Annotated in this window: 16 protein-coding genes; 7 read left to right on the forward strand and 9 right to left on the reverse strand. The window is 55.6% G+C overall.

From position 1 onward, the window contains the following. Positions 1-303 precede the first annotated feature (303 nt). Together KI811_RS16250 and cydB are read left to right on the forward strand one after the other, a co-directional pair. The gene (locus tag KI811_RS16250) at positions 304-1,656 is read left to right on the forward strand and encodes a cytochrome ubiquinol oxidase subunit I (protein WP_214187522.1); all 1,353 of its coding nucleotides are present in this window, start codon (positions 304-306) and stop codon (positions 1,654-1,656) included. A gap of 1 nt (position 1,657) precedes the next feature. Continuing rightward, complete coding sequence (gene cydB / locus KI811_RS16255; RefSeq protein ID WP_214187523.1) at positions 1,658-2,686, forward strand: cytochrome d ubiquinol oxidase subunit II; 1,029 nt, start codon at positions 1,658-1,660, stop codon at positions 2,684-2,686. Positions 2,687-2,777: 91 nt separating this feature from the next. Here cydB and KI811_RS16260 read toward each other — a convergent pair whose 3' ends face one another. After that, entirely contained in the window at positions 2,778-3,275 is a 498-nt protein-coding gene (locus KI811_RS16260) for a ferritin-like domain-containing protein (RefSeq protein ID WP_214187524.1), read from the reverse strand. A 148-nt stretch (positions 3,276-3,423) separates the two neighbouring features. Further along, positions 3,424-4,395 carry a Tim44 domain-containing protein gene (locus tag KI811_RS16265; protein ID WP_214187525.1) on the reverse strand — a complete coding sequence of 324 codons (972 nt, stop codon included), beginning with the start codon at positions 4,393-4,395 and terminating at the stop codon, positions 3,424-3,426. Positions 4,396-4,545: 150 nt separating this feature from the next. Here KI811_RS16265 and ettA point away from each other — a divergent pair, with 150 nt between their 5' ends. Continuing rightward, complete coding sequence (gene ettA / locus KI811_RS16270; RefSeq protein ID WP_214187526.1) at positions 4,546-6,225, forward strand: energy-dependent translational throttle protein EttA; 1,680 nt, start codon at positions 4,546-4,548, stop codon at positions 6,223-6,225. 138 nt (positions 6,226-6,363) lie between these two features. Here the strand turns inward: ettA and KI811_RS16275 are convergent, their stop codons facing one another. From KI811_RS16275 to KI811_RS16290, 4 genes are all read right to left on the reverse strand, one after another. Next, positions 6,364-6,567 carry a GSU3473 family protein gene (locus KI811_RS16275; protein ID WP_214187527.1) on the reverse strand — a complete coding sequence of 68 codons (204 nt, stop codon included), beginning with the start codon at positions 6,565-6,567 and terminating at the stop codon, positions 6,364-6,366. Between the two features lie 269 nt (positions 6,568-6,836). Beyond that, positions 6,837-7,649, reverse strand: coding sequence for a cytochrome c3 family protein (locus KI811_RS16280; RefSeq protein WP_214187528.1), 813 nt, complete (start codon positions 7,647-7,649; stop codon positions 6,837-6,839). Beyond that, on the reverse strand, positions 7,646-8,749 hold the full coding sequence (locus tag KI811_RS16285) for a cytochrome b (protein WP_214187529.1): 1,104 nt from the start codon (positions 8,747-8,749) through the stop codon (positions 7,646-7,648). Before KI811_RS16285 ends, KI811_RS16280 begins: the two co-directional genes overlap by 4 nt. Before the next feature lie 8 nt (positions 8,750-8,757). Continuing rightward, entirely contained in the window at positions 8,758-9,177 is a 420-nt protein-coding gene (locus KI811_RS16290) for a QcrA and Rieske domain-containing protein (protein ID WP_214187530.1), read from the reverse strand. A 164-nt stretch (positions 9,178-9,341) separates the two neighbouring features. Between KI811_RS16290 and KI811_RS16295 the strand changes: the two genes are divergently transcribed. Then, positions 9,342-10,286 carry a class 1 fructose-bisphosphatase gene (locus KI811_RS16295; protein ID WP_214187531.1) on the forward strand — a complete coding sequence of 315 codons (945 nt, stop codon included), beginning with the start codon at positions 9,342-9,344 and terminating at the stop codon, positions 10,284-10,286. A gap of 29 nt (positions 10,287-10,315) precedes the next feature. Beyond that, positions 10,316-10,585 (forward strand): hypothetical protein, encoded by a 270-nt coding sequence (locus tag KI811_RS16300; RefSeq protein ID WP_004511923.1) that lies wholly within the window; start codon positions 10,316-10,318, stop codon positions 10,583-10,585. 117 nt (positions 10,586-10,702) lie between these two features. On the opposite strand, the gene KI811_RS16305 is transcribed toward KI811_RS16300, so the two are convergent. The 3 genes from KI811_RS16305 to KI811_RS16315 all read right to left on the reverse strand — a co-directional run bounded on the left by KI811_RS16305 (position 10,703) and on the right by KI811_RS16315 (position 15,135). Further along, positions 10,703-11,755: an HD domain-containing phosphohydrolase gene (locus KI811_RS16305; protein ID WP_214187532.1), complete on the reverse strand. Its 1,053-nt coding sequence runs from the start codon at positions 11,753-11,755 to the stop codon at positions 10,703-10,705. A 17-nt stretch (positions 11,756-11,772) separates the two neighbouring features. After that, a complete protein-coding gene (locus KI811_RS16310) occupies positions 11,773-13,725 on the reverse strand; it encodes a response regulator (RefSeq protein ID WP_214187533.1) in 1,953 nt (650 codons plus the stop codon). A gap of 168 nt (positions 13,726-13,893) precedes the next feature. Further along, complete coding sequence (locus KI811_RS16315; protein WP_281873925.1) at positions 13,894-15,135, reverse strand: sensor domain-containing diguanylate cyclase; 1,242 nt, start codon at positions 15,133-15,135, stop codon at positions 13,894-13,896. Between the two features lie 224 nt (positions 15,136-15,359). On the opposite strand from KI811_RS16315, the gene KI811_RS16320 reads away from it, so the two are divergent. Continuing rightward, positions 15,360-16,556 (forward strand): carbohydrate-binding protein, encoded by a 1,197-nt coding sequence (locus KI811_RS16320; protein ID WP_214187535.1) that lies wholly within the window; start codon positions 15,360-15,362, stop codon positions 16,554-16,556. A 44-nt stretch (positions 16,557-16,600) separates the two neighbouring features. Further along, positions 16,601-18,961: a DNA internalization-related competence protein ComEC/Rec2 gene (locus KI811_RS16325; RefSeq protein WP_246551828.1), complete on the forward strand. Its 2,361-nt coding sequence runs from the start codon at positions 16,601-16,603 to the stop codon at positions 18,959-18,961. Positions 18,962-18,963 lie beyond the last annotated feature (2 nt).

The raw sequence follows: 18,963 nt of genomic DNA on the forward strand, positions 1-18,963 counted from the left end.
ATTGAGAAGTTCTCTCCCAGGGAGTGGTACACTTTTCAATTCCCGTAACTGGTACACTTTTACGTTCCCATTGACAGGCGGCAAGTGCAGCGGAATGTTGTGGAAATTCTCGACGGAGTTACCATCGAGGAACTTGCCGCGCGTAAGTACTAATCCAAAAAATTTTGCCCATATACAGGATAAAATTAGTCCTATATGGTATAGTATGTTTAAAAAATTATTCATGTTCACAAAACTGGCTTGATGCTTCGAACGATGAGGCTCTCTATAAACCCCACTCACTCTACAAGGAGGTAAGGACGGATGGACGTACTAACCCTCAGCAGGCTCCAGTTCGCAGCAACGACAATGTTCCATTTCATCTTCGTGCCCCTCACCCTCGGCCTCTCCATCCTCACGGCGTACATGGAAACCAGGTATGTGCGCACGGGAGACGAGACCTACCTCAAGATGACCAAATTCTGGGGAAAGTTGTTTCTGATCAACTTTGCCCTGGGGGTCGTCACCGGTATTACCCAGGAATTCCAGTTCGGCATGAACTGGGCCGAGTATTCCCGCTACGTCGGGGATATTTTCGGCGCGCCGCTTGCCATTGAGGCGACCGTGGCCTTCTTCCTGGAGTCGGTCTTCATCGGCGTCTGGATCTTCGGGTGGAACAAGGTATCGAAGTCTGTCCACGCCCTCAGCATCTGGCTCGTAGCCATCGCCACCAACCTCTCGGCCCTCTGGATCCTCCTGGCCAACGGCTGGATGCAGAAACCGGTGGGCTACGTGCTTCGTAACGGCCGTGCCGAAATGGTGGACATCATGGCTGTCGTCACCAACCCTTACGGCATCATCAAGTTCGTCCACACCGTCAGTTCCGGTTACATGGTGGCTGCCTTCTTCGTGATGGGGATCTCGGCGTGGCATCTGCTCCGCAGGAGCCGCATCGACTTCTTCGTCCGCTCGTTCAGGATGGGGGCGGTTTTCGGGCTCGTTGCCGCTTTGGCCGTATTCCTCTCCGGCGACTTCCATGCGGTGGAGATCGCCAAGACCCAGCCGACCAAGTTCGCGGCCATGGAGTCGGTGTGGGAGACCCAGAAGGGTGCCGGCATGAACCTGATTCTCCTTCCCGATCCGGAAAAAGAGTGCAACGCCATCGAGCGTTTGTGTATCCCGAACATGGTGAGCATGCTCGCCTTCCATAATCCAACCGCCGAGATCAAGGGGTTGAAGGACTTCCCGAAGGAGCTCAGGCCGCCGGTACAGCCCACCTTCTGGAGTTTCCGCCTCATGGTGGGGATGGGCACCTTCACGGCCCTGGTTTCATTGGCAGCCGTGGTCCTCTCGCGGATGAAGAATCTTGAAAACAAAACCCTCTTTTTGCGACTCATGGTGCTGGCCCTGCCGCTTCCTTACATCGCCGCCCAACTTGGATGGCTCGTCGCCGAGATGGGGCGGCAGCCCTGGATCGTGTACGGAGTGCTGAAGACGTCCGATGCGGTCTCCAGGGCGATAACATCGCCCCAGGTGATCGGCTCGCTGGTGGGATTCACACTCCTCTACGGTCTGCTGGGCGCCATCGATATCTATCTCCTTGCAAAGTACGCCCGCAAGGGGCCTGAAGACGATCTTTCCGGCATCATCAAGCCGGTGACGGCAAGGGAGGCATAACATGGAACTGCAGATTATCTGGTTTGTGCTTTGGGGTGTTCTCTGGGCGGTCTACTTCATGCTCGACGGATTCGTCTTCGGCACCGGTATCCTCCATAACATACTCCCCCGCACCGACGGCGAGAAGCGGGTTCTCATCAATACCATCGGTCCGGTGTGGGACGGCAACGAAGTCTGGCTCATCACCGCAGGAGGAGCCACCTTCGCGGCGTTTCCCACCACCTATGCGCTCATGTTCAGCTACCTCTACACGGCACTGCTGCTCCTGCTCTTCTCGCTGATAGTTCGCGGAGTATCGTTCGAGTTTCGCGGCAAGCTCGAAGGGGAGGGGTGGAAAAAGGCGTGGGACGTGGCGATTCAGGTATCCAGCTTCCTGCCGGCGCTCCTCTTCGGTGTTGCCTTCGGCAATATCTTCAAGGGGCTTCCCATGGACGCCGCCGGCTACCAGGGGTCCTTCATTTCTCTCCTCAACCCCTATGGGCTTCTGACGGGCGTCCTGTTCGTGCTCCTCTTCACGGTTCACGGCGCCCTCTGGCTGTCGGTGAAGACTGTGGGCGACCTGAGCACACGGGCCAAGGGGATTGCCGACAAGACCTGGCCGGCCCTCCTGGTGGTGGCGGTGGCGTTTCTTGCCTACACGAAGTTCGCCACCAAGCTCTTCGACAATTACCTGGCTAATCCGCTGCTCTTTGTGGTTCCGCTTGTGGCCGTTGCGGCTCTCCTGGGGATTCGGCTCTTCTCGGCCAAGGGTGCGACGCTCGCTGCCTTCGTCTCGTCCTGCGTGACTGTGCTCACCGTGGTGGCGACCGGCGTAGTGGGGCTCTTCCCGAACCTGATCCCGTCGAGTCTCGATCCGGCCTACAGTCTCACCATCTTCAACTCGTCATCGAGCCCATACACCCTGAAGATCATGACCGTCGTGGCATTCATCTTTGTACCGATCGTCATTGCTTACAAGATATGGGTTTACAGGATATTCAGGGCCCCCGTCACCGAAGCGGAGGTACTGGAGGACAAGCACGCCTACTGACACCGCCTCTCTCCAAACGCGTATGAAATTGAAAGAGCCCGTGATTGCGGGCTCTCTTTTTTTGCTCACTACCGACATGCCGGCAGTCAACTCATTCCCGTACGTAAATGTCCATATCCGATTCATGCACCATGGCCATGATCCGGGCATACTCCGATTCGATCATTTCGTAATGGTTATGGGTTTCGCGAGCATTCAGTTCGAAAATGGAGCGCACGTTCTCATCTTTAATTTTACCGGCAGTCTCCCGGAGAGTATGTTCCAGTTTTTTCTCCTTGTGCATGGCCAGTTCCAGGGCTTTCTGCTCAGTGAAGTCGGAATTGATGGTTTTGGCCATGGCAGCCATCCAGGTCGATTCGTGGTCGGGAGGCGCGTCCATGAACTCATCAAAATCGTGGATGTCGATCCCCTTGTAGATCTTGTAGAAATGGCCGGCGTGCTCGCGTTCCTCCTTTGCAAGGAGTTCGAATACCCTGATGGCGTCTGGGTTTTTCATCCGGGTTGCGCCGAGTTGGTAAAAATTCATGGCGTTTTTTTCGGTCTGGAGCGATTTTTTGATGGCATCCTGTACGTCAATCTCTTCGAACATTCCCTGCCTCCTTGTAGTTGAGTTGCGGGGTACTTACGGGATAAACGTACCGGATAATCGTGAGATGTCAAACGGTTGCCGGAATGAAAAAGCCGCCGGGAAACGGTTTCCCGACGGCTAGGACGTCTGCTCAAATCCCTTTATGTAATCACGCCTGCTGAATCGCCGACAGCTTCCATGGGTTCGGTCCAACCGGACGGGAGAACGTCCAGTACTCCTCGAACTTTACCGGTGCAGTATCGCTTCCGGAAAGAACTTTCCCCGATTCGTCGGTGGTGTAGTCGAGGATACTTGCAAGTAAACGGACTGTGAGATAGTCCCTTCCTTCTTCCTGCCATACCTCGGTGATATCCACCTCGCGCACGGCAATGTTTTCCAGGCGGTTTATGGTGCCCGCAGCCTTGAGCTCATCGATCTGCTGCCGGAATGTTACCTGCATTTCCGGCGTAAGGAGATCGGCTACCGGCGACAGGTCGCGCCGTGTCCAAGCCCCCTGGACACGAAAGAAAATATCCTGGGCGGTTTCCTTGAAGCGGTTTTCATCGAAAGAGCCATCCATCTGGTGGACATGGGCGAGGCCGAAACTCGTTTCATCCACAGGCGCAGTTTGTGCTGTCTGGCCGAAGCCGTACTGCTGGGGAGGAGGCTCGATGCTTTGCGCCTGGCGCCAGGTCTGTTGTTGGGTGCCGTATACAGAGGTTTGGGCAGCTGCGCGGCGGCGGGAGGCGACGAAACGGTAGATCAGGTACAGGACGCCACCGATCAGGAGAATGTCGAAGATGCCGATGCCGCCAGCGCCGGGACCGGCAAAACCGAGACTCCGGAAGAGCATCCCCCCCAGGAGTCCGCCGAGAACGCCGCCGGCGAGTCCCCTGAGGAAACTCCCTCCCTGCCGCTGGGGCTGGGCTTGGGGAAAGGGCTGCTGGGGCGAGGCCGGAGACGCCTGAGGGCTCGATTGATAAGGGCTTCCCGTGCGGGATGGGGCACTGTAGGTGCGGGAGCCGCGGCTACCGAAGGAGCGGCCGCCACCGGCACGGGCCCCAGCTTCATGGTATGTCGCCGCCACAAGGGTGACGGCAAAGGCGAGGGTAAAGATCGTAGTAATCCAGTGTTTTTTCATTGGTTCCACCTTTCGTGGGAATGAGTCGACAAATTGTAATGCAAACGGTAACAATTTCAAAGGAATTTGAAAAAGCTCGTAGTTGACACATAGTTAGCTGACAGTGTACAAGGATATGCCAAAATTAACGAAGGAGGTTTTCATCCGCCCATGAGCACTGAAGGGAACAAGATAATTTATACCATGATGCGGGTGTCCAAGTACTACGATAAGAAACCAGTCATCAAGGACATCTCTCTTTCTTATTTTTATGGCGCCAAGATCGGCGTCCTAGGCTTGAACGGTTCGGGCAAATCGACACTGTTACGCATCATGGCAGGGGTCGACAAGGACTTCAACGGACAGGCGGTACTCTCTTCCGGCTACACCGTGGGCTACCTGGAACAGGAACCGCAACTCGACGAGGCTAAGACCGTGCGGGAAATCGTCGAAGAGGGGTGTCAGGAGACCGTCAACCTCCTGAACGAGTTCAACGAGATTACCGCTGCCTTTGCCGATCCCGACGCCGACATGGACAAGCTTCTGGACCGTCAGGCCGCAGTGCAGGAGAAGCTTGACCACCTGGACGCCTGGGATCTGGACTCTCGGCTCGAGATGGCCATGGATGCCCTGCGCTGCCCGCCGGGAGACACTCCGGTAAAAGTTCTTTCCGGTGGCGAACGCCGCCGGGTGGCCCTCTGCCGCCTTCTTCTCCAGAAGCCCGACATTCTCCTCCTGGACGAGCCCACCAACCACCTGGATGCCGAGACCGTCGCTTGGCTCGAACATCACCTCCAGGGATACCCCGGCACCATCATCGCCGTGACCCACGACCGCTATTTCCTCGACAACGTGGCTGGCTGGATTCTTGAGCTCGATCGGGGCGAGGGTATCCCGTGGAAGGGTAATTATTCCTCGTGGCTCGAGCAAAAGCAGAATCGCCTTGCCCAGGAGGAGAAGTCCGAAAGCGAGCGGCAAAAGACGCTGCAGCGGGAGCTTGAGTGGATCAGGATGAGCCCCAAGGGTCGTCACGCCAAGAGTAAGGCACGGATCAGCTCCTACGAGCAGCTTCTCTCCCAGGAGAGCGAGAAGCGGGCAAAGGACCTGGAAATCTATATCCCCCCCGGGCCCCGGCTTGGCGATATCGTCATCGAGGCGGACAACGTCTCGAAGGCCTACGGCGACCGCCTGCTTGTGGAGGGGATGAGCTTCCGTCTTCCCCCCGGTGGCATCGTCGGCATCATAGGTCCCAACGGCGCCGGCAAGACAACCCTCTTTCGGATGATTACCGGCCAGGAGGCTCCCGACTCCGGCTCCATCCGCATCGGTGATACGGTGAAGATTGCCTATGTTGACCAGAGCCGCGACGCCCTCAGTCCCGACAAGAGCATCTGGGAAGAGATTTCGGGAGGGCAGGAGACGTTGCAACTGGGCAAGGTAAGTGTCAATTCCCGTGCCTATGTCTCGCGGTTCAATTTTTCGGGGAGCGACCAGCAGAAGAAGGTGGGGATGCTCTCCGGCGGAGAGCGGAACCGGGTGCACATCGCCAAGATGCTCAAAGAGGGAGGAAACGTTATCCTGCTGGACGAGCCCACCAACGACCTGGACGTGAACACCATGCGGGCACTGGAGGAGGCCCTGGAGAACTTTGCCGGTTGCGCCGTGGTCATCTCCCACGACCGCTGGTTCCTGGACCGGATCGCCACCCATATACTCGCCTTTGAGGGGGATAGCTTGGCAGTCTGGTTCGATGGCAACTATTCAGAGTACGAGGAAGACCGGAGAAAGCGTCTCGGAGCCGCTGCCGACATGCCGCACCGGATCAAGTACCGACAGTTGACCAGGGCATGAACACAATGAATGGGATGGGTAAAAACCGACAGGAAACTGTCGGTTTTTTTGTTCGTACAAAAAAACAAAAGGACAACGCAATCTGTTGTCCTCATTTCAGTGTAGTTCTCTAATTTTTAATTCAGATACGTCGGCGTCTCAGAAACATGAAACGAATGCCGTGCACCGGGAGTCGCTGACAGCGGCAGGGCGTCGTGCGGTTCCCTGGCGGTAGTTAACTGCTTCCACCCATACTCCTGAGCGGAGGAACGACTTGATCAAACCATCTTTGATGAGCTTGCTGAGTTTTGACCCCTGCGCAACGGTTACGGTGTCGTCGGTACAGCGTACAAGTACAACCATGTCTCTTCCTCCTTTGCGGGAAAGCTCGGGATTTGACTGATCAGTTTGGTTCAAAAATCAGTTATATGACTCTCTGTAGTGCGTGTTTACGGACGGTCGATGTGCAGGGAATGCAGGCTTTTTTCTGGTCTGTTCAAATTGCCTTAGTCATGTATACATAAAAAAATAGTTTGGGTAAAGTAAAATCTATTAGTGAAGATTAATTGTGTGTCGGGGCGCTGGTGCAGCGTCTGTGCAACTCAAAACCGGGTCATAATATAATTTTTTGGCTAATTGTCAAAGGTCTTCTTGAGGAGATACGTGAGGATGGCTGCCATCAGCAACCCTCCGACTACCACCATTCCTGCGCTTTTGCGGCGCCTGTTCTGTTCATCAAGCTTCATCAGAGCCTGCTCGATGGTGCCGAGTTCCTGCCGGATCAGCCCGGATTCCCGTTTTACCCTGCCGACATCAACAACGTGGAAGAGTCGATGATAGCGGTTACGCAGGTCAAAGAGGTGTTTCTCCCGTGCTTCGGTGTTGATCCCTTCCCCCTTGAAACGTTCAAGCTTCCGCTCGCTGTCGCTGATGAGCGCATCGGTCTGCCGCATGGCTTCCTTGATGACGGCGGCCTGGTTGTAGGGGTGGCAACGGCTGCAGTTCTTCTCGTTGATGAGATCGAGGGTTGCTTTCATGATCGTGTGGGACCCATGACAGGTGACGCATGTCGGGCCTCCTTTGCCAAGGGCGCGACCATGGGCGCTCTTGCCATATTCCTCCATGATCCCCACGTGGCATCGGCCGCAGAAGGCGGGAATTCCGGTTTCAACCGGGACGCCAAGAAACCCCCGGGCAGGGCTCATGGCGTTGGCGGCATCTTTTGGGTCTCCGCCATGGCAGTCGTTGCATGAAATGCCGTTAGCGGCGTGCACGCTCCCTTGCCAAGCTTTTACCGGTAGTCCACCTTTGCCCGTTTGGGCCCCGTGACATTGGAGGCAGACTGTTTGTTCCTGGCAGCGGGCATTGGGAGCAAGGAGCGTAAGGAGTATGAGCAGGGGCCAGCAGGTGAGTACGGCGAGCCTATGCGTCACTGATATTCTCATGAGTAATGCCCCCAGATCGCCATGGCAATATAGAGAATTATTCCGCTGATAAAACAGGCGAGAAAGAGGGGACGTTTGAAGGGGTGCCGCTCCCTTCCTCTGTCAATGAACGGAAAGAGTGCCAGGAAGGTCATGACCACCCCCTGCACTAAGAGGCCCAGGAGTTCGTTCGGGAAAACCTTCAAGGTTTGATAGTTGGCGAGGAAATACCATTCGGGCTTGATGTGGGCGGGGGTTTTGTACGGATCAGCCGGCACAAAGGCCGTTGGTGGGAAAAAGATGTATGGGGTAAAGAAGACAACGCAGAAAAAGATTGCCAGGTAAATCAGGATGGAAGTTAGATCCTGAAGCATGTAGTTGGGAAAGAAGGGTATGCCGCCGGGGTGTGCGTCATAGCGAAACCGGTCGCCCTGCCAGGTGTTTTTCGTCTCCTTGAGCCCGAAAGGAGGCGTAGAAACGCCGATCCGTTCCAGCAGGAAGAGGTGTCCGCCGATAAATGCTCCGATGAGAAGCGGAAGGAGGGCCACATGCACGGAGAAGAAGCGTCCCAGGGTAGGGGGGCCCACAAGTTTGCCACCCCGGAGAAATTCCACGAGGTACTTGCCGATGACCGGAATGGCGCCGGCGCTGTTGGTCGCTACTGTTGTGGCCCAAAAGGAGAGTTGGCTCCAGGGAAGAAGGTAGCCGGTGAGTGATATCCCCAATACCAGGTTGAACAGGATGAAACCGGTTACCCAATTCAGCTCCCTCGGGCTTTTGTAGCTCCCCATGAACAGTACCGACAGCATGTGAAGCATCAGGACCGCCACCATCATGTTGGACCCTACGGCGTGGCACATGCGGATCAGCCAGCCGAAAGGAACGTCGTTCATGATTGAGCTAACGCTCTTGAAAGCTTTTTCAGCATCGGGAACGTAGTAGACGAGGAGGAGGATGCCAGTGATAACCTGTAGAGCGAAGATAACCAGGAGCACACTTCCAAGGGAGTACCAGGCGTTGATGGAGCGGGGCAGGAGGTAGCCGGTGAGGCGCTTTTCCACCAGTTCACCAACTCCGATACGTGCGTCAAGCCAGTGGTAGATACTCTTCAGGGGAGACATAGATCGTTTTACCCCACGGTTACAATTCCATTGGTTATGTTGATAGCCAGCTTTTCCAGAGGCCTGGGGGGCGGTCCCGAAATGACGGAACCGTCGGAGTTGTAACGGCCGCCGTGACAGGGGCAGAGAAAGTCCTGTTTGTCTTGTTCCCACTGAACGATACATCCTAAGTGTGTGCAGATGGCTGACAGTGCTACGAGTTCACCGCTTTGTTTTCTGATGACAACACCGGTTGTTCCGCGAAAATCAAAAAATTTCGCGCCATTCGGGGGAATTTCCGTTACGGAAAAAGAGATCTTCCCGCCAGTGCCTTCATCTGAAAGGGGTGCGAGATAGCTGAGAACGGAATACGCTCCTGCTACGGCCCCTGCCATTCCCAGGCCACCAAGGCAGAGACCAAGGAATTTCCGCCTGCTGGCGTTTTGCATGATCCCTCCGTAATATGGGTTCGAAAACTAAAGTATAGGCTCTCGGGAGCACATTGCAAACATGACCTCTGAACACTGGGTTGACGCTACTTTTCGCTTGATTTGCCTTACCTCTTTACATTAACCTTTAAGGGATTTGACTATTATATGCACAGGAGGGATGCATGCCGTTCAGTGAACCGGGCAAGACGAAATTCCAGGTAGATTTGCGCCGTCATCTCCGTAATCAAGGGATCTGCGACAACCTCGTCCACCTCATCTGCGAGATTGCCGAGGCGAGCAAGTATGTGATCAACGCTGTTCGTACCGGTGATCTGGGCGTGGCGGGTACCTCCAACCTTTACGGCGAAGAGCAGCTTGCCCTGGACGTCCTTTCGGACAGGATAATCAAGAAACGGCTCATTCACTCCGGCGTTGTCTGTAATATTGCTTCCGAGGAAATGGATGAAATCTTCCAGGCCCAGGCTGATGCAGACGGCCTTTACTCGGTGGCCTATGATCCCCTCGACGGTTCGTCCCTCGTGGATGTGAATCTGGCGGTTGGCACCATCGTCTCTATCTATGAGGGGTGCAATCTGCTCCAGAAAGGGCGCAACCAGGTCGCGGCCATGTATATCCTCTATGGCCCACGGGTCTCCATGGTTTACTCCGTCGGCAAGGGGGTGCATGAATTCACCATGAACCATCTGATGGAGTACACCCTTTCGCGCGAGAACATCACCATGCAGGATGAGGGAAACATCTATGCTCCTGGAGGCCTGCGTAACAAATACCAACAGGGGACCGAACAGTTCGTTCGTTATCTGGAGGAGAAGGGGGCCAAGCTTCGGTACTCGGGCGGTTTCGTCCCCGATATTAACCAGGTCATCATGAAGGGAAAGGGCATTTTCATGTATCCGGCCCTCAATGGCTCACCCAACGGCAAACTGAGGCTCCTCTTCGAGCTCAATGCCATGGCGTTTCTGGTTGAAAACGCCGGTGGGGCAGCCACTGACGGGAGACAGCCGATTCTTGACCTGGAACCCCACTCCCTCGACCAACGCGCCCCTGTTTACATCGGTTGCAAGGCTGACGTGGTGAAGGCGATGGAATTTGTCAGTCGCAATTGACACTGATTTCGATTAACTACGAGGTTTCCATGGAAGAAAATGCGAAGCAGCAACGACTTTGCACCGAGATCCAACTCTTTGATCTGTGCGACAAGGGACCGGTTGATGTCTGTGGTCACCGAGACGGACGTTACTGCACCAAGGGAGATATCCTGGCCCGGTTCGAGGCCATAGCCGATGATGACCGCTCCCCTGAACAGTATTTTGCCGACGAGCTCGACGATGTTGAAGGTGCCGACGACCTTGGGTATGACGAGGCGTTCGGCGTTGACGAGTACGGCGAAGAGGATGAGGATTAGGATAAGGTTCGTTTAGCGTTTCGCGCCATGTTGTCACCGTGGGGCCGTCCATTCTGGGCGGCCCTTTTTCTGTTTGCGGCCGAAAAACTGACAAGGGGGTGATCGAGTATGGGAAGACTAACCAACGATGAAATGCCTCTTCCCGACGACTTCCCACCGCTCACGGGGAATTGAGAGGAAAATGTCGACGATCTCCGGATCGAACTGGGTTCCCCTGCAACGTTTCACTTCACTGGTGACCGACTCAAAGGGGAGCGCTTTGCGGTAAGGTCTGTTCGACGTCATGGCATCGAGGGTATCCACCAGGGAGAAGATGCGGGCGCCAAGGGGAATGCCGCTTCGGGAAAGGCCCTTTGGATAACCGCTGCCGTCGAACCGCTCGTGGTGGGCTAATACCATTTCGGCTGGTCCCTTGAGAAACTTGATTCCCGAGAGGATCTCGTAGCCGAGTTGGGGATGGCGCATCATCTCCATCCATTCGCGTTCATCGAGCTTGGCAGGTTTCAGGAGTATGTTGTCGGAGATGCCGACTTTGCCGATGTCGTGCAAAAGCGCTCCCCGCGCCATGACGCTCAGATCTTGCTCTGGGACACCCATGGCCTCCCCAAGGAGCAGGGTGTAAGTCATAACCCGCTCCGAGTGGGAGCCCGTTTCCTTCTCGCGGGCATCGAGCGCCCTCACGAGAGCCGTCAGGGTATGATTGTAGGCGAGGTTCAGGTCTTCCATGGCCATGCGAATCTGGCGGGTCTGCTCGTCGACTTTTTTCTCCAGAGTGGCCTGGTATTCCCGGTTCTCGGTGAGGAGACGCTGCTTTTCCAGGGCGTTGTGGATAGTCAGGAGCACCCGGTCGATATCGAAGGGCTTGAGGATATAATCGTAGGCCCCGAGGTGGATGCACTTCATGGCTGTTTCCGTGTCACTCAGGGCTGTTACCATAAGCACCACGGTCTCGGGACTCAGTACTTTGAGTTCCTTGAGAAAGTCATCGCCTGAAAGCCCGGGCATCATGATGTCGAGGATCGCGAGATCTATTCTGTTGTTCTGGAGGACGGAACGAGCCTCCTCGGCGCTGCCGGCTTGAAAACAACGGTATCCCTCACGGGAAAGGGCAGTAACCATCAGGTCTCTGATCATTTCCTCGTCGTCGACAGTCAAGATGGTGGGTAGCACAGGAGCTCCTCTCGCGTTTATATATTCAGCCGGCCCTCAAGGACATCCCGCACACGTTCGACCAGCACATCGGGCGTGAAAGGCTTGTTGATAAAGGCTGTGTGCTCATCGATAATTTGGGGGGACGATATCGTATCATCCGTGTAACCCGACATGAATATGATTTTAAGATCAGGGCGTTTCTCCCTGAATTCCCGCACCAGCGTTGGGCCGTTCTTCTCGGGCATGATAACATCGGAGAGGACGAGATCAATCCGGTGGTGGTTGGCGGAAAAGATTCTACTCGCCTCAGTGGGAGAGCTCGCCTGAAGCACTTCGTAGCCACTCCGTTTCAGGGTATGGGCGGTTAGGTTCAGCACGCCGATTTCATCTTCAATAACCAGGATCGTTTCATTACCCTTTGGCCCCTCGTGACGTGTAACGGTTTCTTCCTGCCATGCTTCGGAATCGACGCGGGGGAAATACACCCGAAATGATGTCCACTGGCCAAGTTCGCTGGCTACCTGAATGTATCCGCCGCTTTGTTTGACGATGCCGTACACGGTGGCAAGACCGAGTCCGGTCCCTTTTCCCTGCCCCTTGGTGGTGAAAAAGGGTTCGAAGATCTTCCGCCTGGTTTCTTCGGTCATCCCCTCTCCGTTGTCGTGAACCGCCAGCATGACATAGTTACCTTCGACCGCCCCCGGGTTTTCGTTTACAAATGTCTTGTCCAGATAGACGTCGGCAGTTTCGATGGTTATGGTGCCGCCGTTACCCAAGGCATCTCTGGCGTTCACCAGCAGATTCATGATGATCTGCTCCACCTGTCCCGGGTCAACCTTAACAACGCCAAGTTGCTCGTAAAGACGGGTATGCATGACGATGTTTTCCCTGATCAGCCGCTTCAGCATCTTCTCCATGTTTCTGACCAGATGGTTGATGTTGATCACCTTGGGCTCCAGCATCTGGCGGCGGCTGAATGCGAGGAGTTGGTGGGTGAGGTCGGCAGCCCGCTCACCGGCCTTGAGGATTTCGTTAACCTCGGAGCGGAAGGGATCGTCGACGGGCATCTCGTGGAGCAGCATGGTACTGTAACCGTTGATTACGGTAAGAAGGTTGTTGAAATCATGGGCGATACCCCCTGCCAATTGGCCGATGGCTTCCATTTTTTGGGCCTGGCGGAGTTGGTTCATGGCCTGTTTGTGTGCCAGTTCGGTCCGTCGCTGTTCGCTGATGTCCTCATTGACACCAACAAAATGGGTTATGACGCCATCGGCATCCTTGATGGCCGAAATTGATGCCCGTTCCCAGAACAGGTCGCCGTTCTTCTTCTTGTTGATTATATCGCCATGCCATTCGCGGCCGGATGTGATTGTTTCCCAGAGGCGCCGATACTCGCTGTCAGGCATGTTGCCCGATTTGAGAATACGCGGGGTCTGCCCGACAGCCTCGTCGGCGCCATATCCGGTAACCTGGGTGAATTTAGGGTTCACATATTCTATGGTGCCGTTTTTGTCGGTGATAATGATGGATACCGGACTCTGCTCTACGGCATGGGATAGCTTTCGCAGTTCATCCTCGACCGTCTTTTTCTGCCGCCGGACCTCTGATTCCTCAAGCTCGCGCCGGATGGCAGGAACCAGTCGCGCAAGATTGTCCTTGAGGATGTAATCGTTGGCGCCGGCCCGCATGGTTTCTACGGCGGCCTCATCTTCAATCTTGCCTGAGACCACGATGAGCGGCGTCGTGTATCCCTCCTTCCTGAGGAGGGCGATGGCATTGAGGCCGCTGAAGCTGGGCATCACGTAGTCTGAAATCACGATATCCCACGTCGCGCTTGCAAGGGCACCGAGCATTTCTTCCGCCGTGTCTACTCTGCGGAAATGGGTGATGAAACTACTGTTGAGCTCACGAATTATCAGTTCTGTATCGAAAGGAGAGTCATCGATGATGAGGACTCGAAGAGGAGGAGGGTTTACGGCCACCGTCATTTCATGCTCCGTCTGATCCGGAGAGATTTCATTACGTCGCTTCCCTCTGTATCTTTTCGGCGTATTATGCCGGAAGTTTAATATCACGACAAAAATTGCCGGTGCCCCAGCGTTGTAACTTGATTTGAGGGATTGAACGGTTACCGGCAGGGGGGACGAAGGAAGGTTTCAGGCAGCCGTGTGGTTCTTCTTGAACTTGTGCTGGTACATTCTTTGGTCGGCAAGCTTCTGGGTTTCCTCCAGCCGGTCCCCCTTCGAGGCGGTAGCCGCACCAAAGGACATGCTGAGTGCGAAGGAAACGTCGGGGGAATTGCTCGCCTCGATTTTCGACATCACGCGCGTGAGAGCCTCTTCCACGACCACCGCGTCGGCGGTTGGGAGAAGAACAGCAAACTCGTCGCCGCCGATTCTCGCCACAACGTCCTCAGCGCGGAAAGCCCCTTTGAGTATCAGGGCGGCCCGGGTTATCAGATCATCCCCTGCCGCATGGCCGAGGCTGTCGTTGACGTACTTGAGCTTGTCGATATCGCTGACCACGATGCTTACCGGAAACTGACGCCCCTGCTCGAGACGTTCGAGTTCTTCCTGGAAATAGGCCCGGTTGTAGAGGCCGGTAAGCGGATCGTGGGTGCTCATGTAGCGGAGCTTCTCCTCGGTCTGCTTGCGCTCGGTAATGTCAAGGATCGTGCCCACGAGCCCGCCAAGGGTGTTGTCGATGTTGTTGAAAGTGGCTTTATAGAAGATGACATCGTGGAGAGCTCCATCGGCAAAGGAAATGGAGCTCTCATAGATTTGAGTGCCTCCATGCTGAAACAGCTCTTTATCGGCTTCAACGAACCGTTCGGCAATGCTGTTCGAGGCAAGATCAGCCATAGTTTTACCGATTACCTCGTTCTGGGCAAGGCCTGAGAACGACTCGAAGGCCTTGTTGCATCCCAGAAACACCCCGTCAGTGTTCTTGAAAAAAATGGGGGCGGGGATGGAGTCGATGAGCACCTGTCTGAAGTGGAGCTGTTCCCGCAGATCTCTCTCAGCCCGGCGACGTTCTTCGCGGATGTCGGCCTCACGCAGTTCCCTGCGTATGGCAGGCATGAGACGGGTAAAATCCCCCTTCATGATATAGTCATGGGCGCCGGCCTTCATCGCCTTGACCGCCTCTATCTCGCCTATCCTGCCGGAAACGATGATAAACGGGAGATCCAGATTCATCTCCTGGAGAATCAACAGCGCAGCCAACGCATCGAACTGGGGCATGAAGTAGTCGGACAGAATAATGTCCCACTTCTCGCCGATTAGCGCCTTGCGAAGAGCATCTTCCGCGTCAACCCGTACGTGGGTGATTTCGTATTCTTTTTTGAGTGCCCTGACGAGGAAAAAACTATCGTCTTCAGAGTCTTCAATTATGAGCACACGTAGAGGGGGATTCAATTGGGCTCTCCACGGTAGGACATTATTTTGCAAAAATCCTTGTGAACGGCGATCACTTGATTGCAACCTTTCGTGAGCTCGATGTTTGTTGCAGTAACCGATGGCAACTCATATATTAATATCACCACACATGCCAATTGGCAAATGCAAGTACTCTGTGCTATATGAGATAGCGCAATTTTTTTGAGTACATGCGGAGGATTACCATGATCGCATCATGGCGGACAATTTCTCTAAAGTCGTTTTTTTCACTGGTTCTTCTGGTTGTCGCCATGGTTCTGGTGGTCCGCGGCGAGCTCTTGGCCGAATCGGCGCCTGCGGATATCGTCACCCAGGGAGAGTTTGCTGCAACCCTCGTTAAGGAATTGGGGTGGCAGGAGGGTCTGCCACCTGAACCGAAGACTGCCGATTATCTGACGGTCCTGAGCGGGAAACGCACTTTTCGCTTTGAGGCTGAAGACGTCTATGACGTGCAGGGCGATAGCGTAACGTTCCGGGATTATCCGCTCCACGGTCCATTCTCGGGAACCGGTTGGCTCAGTGGTATCGCCGCTCCGACAACTGTCCACTTTACGGTCTTCATCCCCCGTAGCGGTGAATACCTCCTGAAGGTTGTGTCTCGGGGTGATGGCCAGCGCTGGCTGGCAGGGGGAAAAGAATTCACGGTGAGTACAGGCGGAAGTCTCCGTGAGGTTGAGGCGGGAACGGTGCTCCTCAAGGGGGGACGTCAGGGAATATCGGTCTTGCTTCCTCCTGAAGGAGGGGTTGATGCTTTTACGCTTGTTGCCGTCGGTGATCATCCGGCAATTGAGCCCCTTGATGGCTGGCACGCCGATGCTCCCCTTACCTGGGGTGATTACGCCGAAGCCGTAGCGGCGGCCCTCAATCTTGAGAAAGGGTTTGCCATTGCGTCGGGGGCTAAGCCACAAATCCTTGCTTTCCAGAACGTCAAAACTCTTCCGTCGTCGGTCGATCTGACCTCGGCCGATTACCTTGGAACCCATGTGGCGCCGACATGGGTGCGGGCAGGGGCGGATGGCGCATCCCTCGAACTCCCCCTCGATGTGGCAGCAACAGGGGTATATGGTGTTCGCGTCCAGCTTCTCGGCGGCAAGCTCATGACCGATTTCAACGGAAAGCGGATACAGTGGGATGGGAAACCGTACCTCATCTGGTACGATCTGGGGATTACGCGCCTGACGAAAGGGACCCATACCCTGAAAATCCAACTCCCCCCCCGTGGCGGTGCCGACGTCGTCGAACTCACCGCACGCTCATCCTCTCCGGCCGATTATCTCGTAGCGATTGGGCTCGGGAACAAAAAGCCGACGGCAACTGTTCCGCAGGTAGAGCTCGAAACTCAACTCCGGAACGATTTGAGCCGTATTCGTCCGACACGTTAGGGGACTGAGTGACCGGAAGGCCCCTTCTTCTTCCACTCCTCGGCATGGTGGGCGGCCTTGCCTCTGCCCACCATCTCGGTATCATACTCCCGTACCAACTCCTCCCGGGACTCCTTGTGGCCGCTCTGGCGGCTGTCTTCTTCAAAAGCCGCATCCCGTTCACGATAATCCTCATCGCTCTGTTTTTCGTCTGGGGGAGTGCTGCACTCCACCCGTTTCTCTCCCCTGTACACCCACCACATCATCTTGTCCATGTTACCGATTCGAAACCGGTCATAGTTGAGGGGATCGTCGGAGCCCGACCCGAAGCCTCGGAAGGGGGGATGAGGATCATTCTCGATGTCGACCGGATTATCCGGGACAAAATAAGCACTGAGGCCATAGGTCGTCTCTTGGTTTACGTTCGGGAGGGGAGGGGGACCATTCTGACCGGCGACCGGGTGAGGCTCGAAGCCCGGATCCGCGAACCGACAAATTTCGGGCTTCCGGGAGAATTCGACTACCGTCGCTACCTTGCCTACCGTAACATCTACGCCACGGCGTCAATCAAGAGTACCGACGACATACTCCTGATCCGCGAAGCGGTAGCACATCCGGTCCAGCGTTGGTTTGACCGGTTGGCCGCAGAGATGGGCGGTTTCATTGGCAGAAGTGCGCCGGCCGAGGGGGGCTTGCTCAGGGCTATCCTCGTGGGAGAACGTGGTTTCGTCACGGAAGACACCGAGGATATCTACGCCCGCGCCGGGGTTAACCACATCCTCTCCATCTCCGGCTTCCATATCGGGGTAATCGCCCTCACCATCCACTATTTCCTCTTTCACCTCCTCGTCCGGTGGGAATTTCTCACCCTGCACCTAAACCTTCGGCGCACCGTCCTTCTGGCCACGCTCCCCCCTGTCGTCTTCTACCTCTTTATTGCCGGACTGGCTCCGGCCACGGTCCGCTCGGTAGTGATGATCGCCCTTGTAACCCTGGCGCTTTTCCTTGAACGGGAGACCGATCCCCTCAACACATTAACGGCAGCCGCATTTGGCATTCTGATGTTCAACCCCCAAGCCCTTTTCGATATCTCGTTTCAGCTCTCGTTTCTTGCCATCTGGGGGATACTGGTTCTGACGCCCCTCTGCATGGAACCTTTTGGCGATTTGCGGGAAGGCACAATGAAGAAGGTAATGCTGTTTGCAGCCGTATCGGTCGCTGCCACCATGGTCACGCTTCTTCCGGTGGTCCATACCTTTCACCGGGCATCGGTCGCCGGGCTTGTCGGAAATTTCGTGGCGGTTCCTCTGCTGGGGTACGGAGCAGTGGTGGCGGGGTTCTCTGCCCTGCCGCTGATTTACCTTTTCCCGGCGGCGGCTAAATTCCTCATTGGAATTGCCGCGTGGCTGGTGAGAGTTTCCGACGGAATCATGGCGACCGTGGCCCAAATTCCGCCTCTCCCCTTGCGAAACGCGACCCTTACGGACCTCTTTATCCTCTACCTTGCCCTCCTGGCCCTCTCACTCGTCAAGGGAAAGCGAATCCATTTTCTCCTGAGCGCACTGGCTGCAGGGCTTGTGCTGGCGCTTCATCTGCCGGCGGTGGCTGATTCATCGAAAACAATCAGGATCACCTTTTTCAGTGTGGGGCAGGGGGAATCGACCCTTGTCACGTTCCCTGACGGCAGACGAATGCTCGTGGATGGCGGCGGATCTCCCCACGAAGGAGGAATGGATGTAGGGAAGCAGCTTCTGGCCCCGGCGCTCTGGAGCATGGGGATCGACCGGCTCGACATGGTTGTTCTGACTCACCCCCATCCCGATCATATCAAAGGGCTTATTTCTCTTGCCGCCCTGTTCCCCATCGGTGAATTCTGGGAGAGTGGCATCACAACACCAGTCGGCGACCATGCAAAGCTCCGGGAAATTCTTGCCGCTCACCGGGTTCCGGTTCGATACATTACTTCTTCCACTCCCCCATTTTCTGTTGCCAACGTTCGGATCGAGCCCCTTGCTCCAGCATATCGCCCCCTTGCTGAGCCGGATAGCGACCAAAACGATGATTCCCTCGTATTCAGGCTCACCCACGGAACGTTCAGTATGCTTTTCACCGGTGACATTGGCAGTTATACCGAGGAGCGGCTTCTGTGCGAGCCGGAAAGACTCGCCTGCACGGTCCTCAAGGTGCCCCATCACGGCAGCCGTCACTCCTCGTCGCCCCGCTTTCTCGACGCAGCATCCCCCCGTCTGGCGCTCATTTCAGCCGGAGCCCGCAACAGCTTCGGCCTTCCGTCGCCGGAAACCATTGCACGTCTGAGGGAGCATGGTGTTTCGGTCTGTCGCACCGACCTGAACGGCACGATAGACGTTGCAAGCGACGGGAGCGGATATTTAGTCAGAACCTTCTCGGACGGGCATTTTCATTGACA

This window comes from Geobacter hydrogenophilus (assembly GCF_018501225.1).
In the GTDB taxonomy this organism is placed as follows: Bacteria; Desulfobacterota; Desulfuromonadia; order Geobacterales; family Geobacteraceae; genus Geobacter; species Geobacter hydrogenophilus.